Below are 5,353 nucleotides of genomic sequence, written 5' to 3'. Positions count from 1 at the left end.
TTTTATCCTCTTGCGAGTTGATGTTTTATAGAGTGCATCTCTCTGTTTCTATTTTGGCCGCTTGCATTCTTGCGAATGTTTTGGCTGTTTTACAGGTTTTATGGTACTATTCTCTTTTCTATGACCGTCGCTCCGTTCTTACGAAGCTTGTATAGTATATCGTCGTTTTCCTCAGTTGTCAAGTTGTTTTGAAATGTTTTTTTATTGATTTTGCAGTCACTATTTAAGGCAACTTATTTAGTATAATGATTTTTCTGACTTTTGTCAATACATTTTCGAATTTTATTTTCTTTTTGTTTATCAGAAATTTATCCGTTTTTAATAAGCGATTAAATCAAGTCAATCACCATTTTAAATTTAACTAGTTAAATAATTCGTAAATATTTATTGATTGACAAATTTGAACAAAGCGAATACAATTATTTTAACATACTGATAGTCGGTTATATGTTATTTGACATAATCTTCTTTATTGATTTAAAATTTATTTAAACCCGGGATTTCATTATGCTTCATTTCAAAAGTAACTATGACTGTCATTCTTTTGGTATTTATCTTCAAAAATAGAAATCGGAGGTTATTATGAGTAAAATAACAGAACGTGAAAATTTTTATCGCATGGTGAACAAAGAACAACCAGATTTTGTTCCTCATCAACCAAGTCTTTTACAGATGGTTTTACCAAGAGCCATAGAAGACCGTGCTCCTGGTTTTGGAACTGGATATGATTGGTTTGGTGTACATTGGACAGAAGATCCGGAAATGCCAATGATGCCTGTGGCGACAGCTAATATGCCTGTGGTTCTGGAAGATATCTGTGATTGGCATGAAGTAATCAAATGGCCTGACTTAAGTGCCATTGATTGGGAAGCATGTGCAAAAGAAGATGTTCCCGAAAAAGATCCAACTAAGATATTATGTGCAATGTTAATATCCGGTCCTTTTGAAAGATTACACGATTTAATGGGATTTGAAAATGCTCTTTGTTCTTTAATGACTGATCCAGATGAATGTGAAGCTTTTTTTGCTAAATTATGTGATTTCAAGATCGACCAATTAAAGTATTTAAAGAAGTATTACGATATTGATATGGTCCATTTTCAGGATGACTGGGGTAGCCAGAAAGATTTGTTCTTCAATCCCCAAATTTGGAGAGACTTAATTAAGCCACATGTTACACGCGTAATCAACGCGGCACATGAACTTGATATCCTATTTGATATGCATTCTTGCGGTAAAATTGATCGCATTGTGGATGAAATCATTGAAATGGGAGTGGATGTATTAGATCCCGTTCAACCGATCAATGATTTGCAGCAATGGAATAATGATTATCATGGAAAACTGATTTTCATGGGTGCTTTGGATGCGCAAAATGTTATTGATAGCCCCTCTTCTTCTGAGGAAGATATTAAAGTTGAGGTCCATGAAAAAACAGATCTTTTTGCTACAAACGGTTACTATATTCCTTTCGCCGTCGCCTTGTCATCTCGAGTGATGGATGCATTGAATGAATCCTTTATTTATGGAAGGACCTTTTATAGTGATAAATATGCTGAAGATGTTTCGTTATTTATCGCACAAAGCAAACTAAAAACAAACACTGTTTCTGAACCATCATTAGTTCCCGGTATGGATTTAAACATAAATTAAAATCTTATAATATGTAAAAAGTCTCTTATTTATCAAAGCACCTTTTGGGTCTATAATAGCTAACAAACGATGTTTTACATATTATATATTTATTTAGGATAAAAATACTTTCTAAGGATAGTTATATTATTTAGTTATATACGTTCTAGCGATCAGACTGTATACTACAATAATTAATTATCCTTATCTTTAAATTTTGCAATGATCTTACTATTTATTACAATAACTATCCACCATATTGGATATTGTAAAGTTGGTCAGTTTCCAACCTTTTTCTGTTAAAGAATACGCTCCATCAAATATGCACCAATCTGCAATCATTCCGCTTAATAGTGTCATAATAACTTCCGTAAGCATATCTACTGGTGTCTCTTTGATCATTTCACCTCTATCTACAGCGAATTGCAAAACTTCCCTAAGTTTCGCCCTTGAAAATACAGAAAAAGTATCAGCGCCTGTTTCCTTTGCATATTCTCCGCCAACGACATATTTAGTTCGTTGCCTCGTAAATTCAAGTCCTGTCTTATCAACAACTGATAACAGCGAATTAACAAATAATAATATCTGTGTTTTTATATTTACATCATCACATTCGTTTATCGCAATTGTAAGCGAGCTGTTTAGCATTGTTTCTATTTGAGAAATAATATCCAATTTAGAATTAAAATGATGGTAAAATGCTCCTTTTGATACTCCGCATTCCTTACAAATGTCATCTACCGTAACATGATCAAATCCTCGTTCATTGATTAATACTACACTTGTATTAAATATTTTTTTCTTCGTTCGTTTTGCCTGTAATGTTCGTTGGTTCACATGTTCCTGCATAAAATCCTCACTTTATCCTTTTCATTTTAAGTTTCGTTCACATTCATATCTCAATCAAAAATTTATTGCAAACCGTTTTTGTGGATAACAATTTTTATATCTTCATAGCTGCACGTTTCAGGCAGTGCCTCCTTGATGGGTTTCAGTAGATCCAAACCAGTCTTTTCAATTGCCTTTAGTATCAGCGCTTCTTTCTTTTCATCTAGAAAATTTGACCAATCCACCTGTTTATCCTGCTGGTCACAACGCATTAAATGCCCGATCACTGTGTTTCGAGTCACCCCTCTTTCACTAGCAATTTCTTCGAGAGAGAATCCTTTTTTATAAATGTCATAAGTTTTCTTATAAGAATCACTTCTTGATTCTTTTTCGACCATCTTTTCTTGAATGGGAATGATCTCATTTTCGTTCCGTTCTCTAATCTCAATTTGATTCGCTTCAACAAAAACTTGAATTTTTTTAATAAAGAGATCCCCATAATTCTCAAACTTTGCCTGTCCCACGCCACTAATTTTCAAGAAGCTTTCCTGATCCAATGGAAAATAAGCTGCCATTTCTTTCAGCGTTGCATCGTGAAAAATCATAAAAGGCGGTACTTCTTTTTCCTGTGAAATGCTGTAGCGAAGTGCCTTCAGCAAATCAAATAAGATTTCATCAAAGTCTATGGGGTATTTTACCTTGCTCTGCTTTTTATTTTTGACAGCTTTCATTTCGACCAAGTGCTTTTTATGAAAGACTTTCTCATCACTTTTCAAGACTCTGCCGGCCGCCGCTGTGAGTTTCAGTACCGGATATTCATCAGCAGTGACGAAAATATAGTCCTTAGCAACCAGCGTCATGATAATTTCTCGAAGGCTTTCCGACGTGTGATCTGTCATGATGCCATAGGTTGATAACGCATCGAGTTTCAGATCCAGTATTTTTTTGTTTTTTGATCCCCGCAGGACGGAAATAATCATGTTAAGGCCAAATCGATTTTTAAGACGATAAATGCATGAAAGAATTTTCTGGGCTTCGATGGTGATATCCATCATTTCCGATTCATCCAAACAGTTTCCACAATTCTCGCAACGCTCAAAAGTTGGTGTTTCTCCGAAATATTCGAGTATTTTCTTTCGGAGACATTCATTAGTATGACAATAATCTACCAGGTATTGTAAATTTTCAAACAGCAGTTTCTCGCGTTCAGGGGAAGTCTGATTAAGTTGAATCAGCCTTTTCTGTTTTACAATATCCGCCGGTGAATACAAAATGGTGCAATGGCTGACTTCACCATCTCTTCCGCCGCGTCCCGCTTCCTGATAATAAGCCTCCATATTCTGCGGCATATTGTAATGGATGATAAAACGCACATCAGGCTTGTTGATTCCCATGCCGAAAGCATTGGTCGCCACCATGATATGAACACGATCATGAATAAAATCGTTCTGATTTTTTTGACGAAGTTCTGGCCTCATTCCCCCATGATAAGCGGCAGCTGAAAAGCCTTTGGTCGTTAATTTTTCAGTTAATCCTTCCACTGTTTTTCTGGTGGCACAGTAGATAATCCCGGATTTATCTTGAAAGTTCTGCTTTACGGAATCCGTTACGTATTTGAATTTATCCCCGGTCTTAACCACCTGATAGAATAAATTGGGGCGATCAAAGCCGATGATCGATTCCACTGGATTTCTCAGCTTCAACAGTTCCTTAATTTCCTGTGTGACTTTAACGGTGGCCGTCGCAGTGTAGGCAGCCACTACCGGACGATGGGGTAGCGATTCAATGAATCTAGGAATTTCTTGATAATGCGGACGAAAATCATGTCCCCATTGGCTGATGCAATGAGCTTCATCCACTGCAACCATGGCAATGTTGAGCTGTTTCGAAAGCTCTAGAAAAGAATTTGCATTCAATCTTTCGGGCGCTATATAAAGCAATTTATATTGATTCTTCTGGATGCCTTCCAGACGCTGGTTATAGGTTGCATCATTCAGGGAACTGTTCAAAAAGGTGCTGGAGATCCCCATTTCAGTTAATGCATCGACCTGATCCTTCATAAGTGAAATCAGCGGTGAGATGACAAGGGTGATTCCCTCCATTTGCATCGCTGGCAGCTGGTAGCAAAGCGACTTTCCACCACCTGTGGGCATAATGCCCAGTACATCCTCGCCATTCAGGACTGCCTGAATGATTTTTTCTTGACCTTCTTTGAAGTCATCATAGCCGAAATAGCGGCTTAAATTTTCTGTAAGCGTCAATGCAACCTCCTAATAATTGATGGATTTGCCAAAAATAAAATAATTTTTATTTAAACATCCACTCAACTCTTCTTAACATTCAGTATAGCAATCAAACAGACAAACGTCAATCTTGCTAGATTACAGACTGGACGTGGGTTGAAAAATGAAGACGTGCAACTCAGTCTCCGCTACGCTGCGCCTTCGTCACGGGCTTCGCCCTATAAAAAAACAGATATATGAACATTGATTTTCAAGTGAACTTGAATCAATGTTTGTTGTACTCGCTCATGCGACACTTCGTCTCCGCTGCGCTGCGCCTCAGTCCCGTCAGTCGCCAGATGGCAATTTTAAATTGACGTGGGTTGAAAAATGAAGACGTGCAACTCAGTCTCCGCTATCGCTGCGCCTTCGTCACGGGCTTCGCCCTATAAAAAAACAGATATATGAACATTGATTTTCAAGTGAACTTGAATCAATGTTCATATATCTGTTTTTTTGCACGTCTTCATTTTTCGCGCAAATAAAAAGTCCCGCAACGTCCTATCCTCCCAGGCAGTTACCCACCAAGTACTTTCGGCGCTGGAAGACTTTACTTCTGTGTTCGGTATGGGAACAGGTGTAGCCCTTCCGCCATCGTCGCGAGACTAGTT

General features: G+C 37.4%; 3 protein-coding genes and 1 rRNA gene. 1 reads left to right on the top strand and 3 read right to left on the bottom strand.

Annotation, left to right across the window (positions count from 1 at the left end):
• Window positions 1-582: 582 nt before the first annotated feature.
• Complete coding sequence (locus tag FZC40_RS16765) at window positions 583-1,653, top strand: uroporphyrinogen decarboxylase family protein (protein WP_148606477.1); 1,071 nt, start codon at window positions 583-585, stop codon at window positions 1,651-1,653.
• Window positions 1,654-1,863: 210 nt separating this feature from the next.
• Here the strand turns inward: FZC40_RS16765 and FZC40_RS16760 are convergent, their stop codons facing one another.
• From FZC40_RS16760 to rrf, 3 genes are all read right to left on the bottom strand, one after another.
• Window positions 1,864-2,481, bottom strand: a complete 618-nt coding sequence (locus tag FZC40_RS16760; RefSeq protein WP_148606475.1) for a TetR/AcrR family transcriptional regulator — start codon at window positions 2,479-2,481, stop codon at window positions 1,864-1,866.
• 62 nt (window positions 2,482-2,543) lie between these two features.
• A complete protein-coding gene (gene recQ, locus FZC40_RS16755) occupies window positions 2,544-4,721 on the bottom strand; it encodes a DNA helicase RecQ (RefSeq protein WP_148606473.1) in 2,178 nt (725 codons plus the stop codon).
• A 509-nt stretch (window positions 4,722-5,230) separates the two neighbouring features.
• A 5S ribosomal RNA gene (rrf, locus tag FZC40_RS16750) occupies window positions 5,231-5,347 on the bottom strand.
• Between the last annotated feature and the right edge of the window lie 6 nt (window positions 5,348-5,353).

Source organism: Acetobacterium tundrae (genome assembly GCF_008086615.1).
Classification (GTDB): domain Bacteria; phylum Bacillota; class Clostridia; order Eubacteriales; family Eubacteriaceae; genus Acetobacterium; species Acetobacterium tundrae.
This window is presented reverse-complemented; position numbering and strand designations above follow the sequence as displayed.

What these genes read in the sequence shown, in the direction of transcription:
- FZC40_RS16765 (WP_148606477.1), top strand. Translation starts at nt 583, where the DNA reads ATGAGTAAAATAACAGAACGTGAAAATTTTTATCGCATGGTGAACAAA.
- FZC40_RS16760 (WP_148606475.1), bottom strand. Translation starts at nt 2,481, where the DNA reads ATGCAGGAACATGTGAACCAACGAACATTACAGGCAAAACGAACGAAG.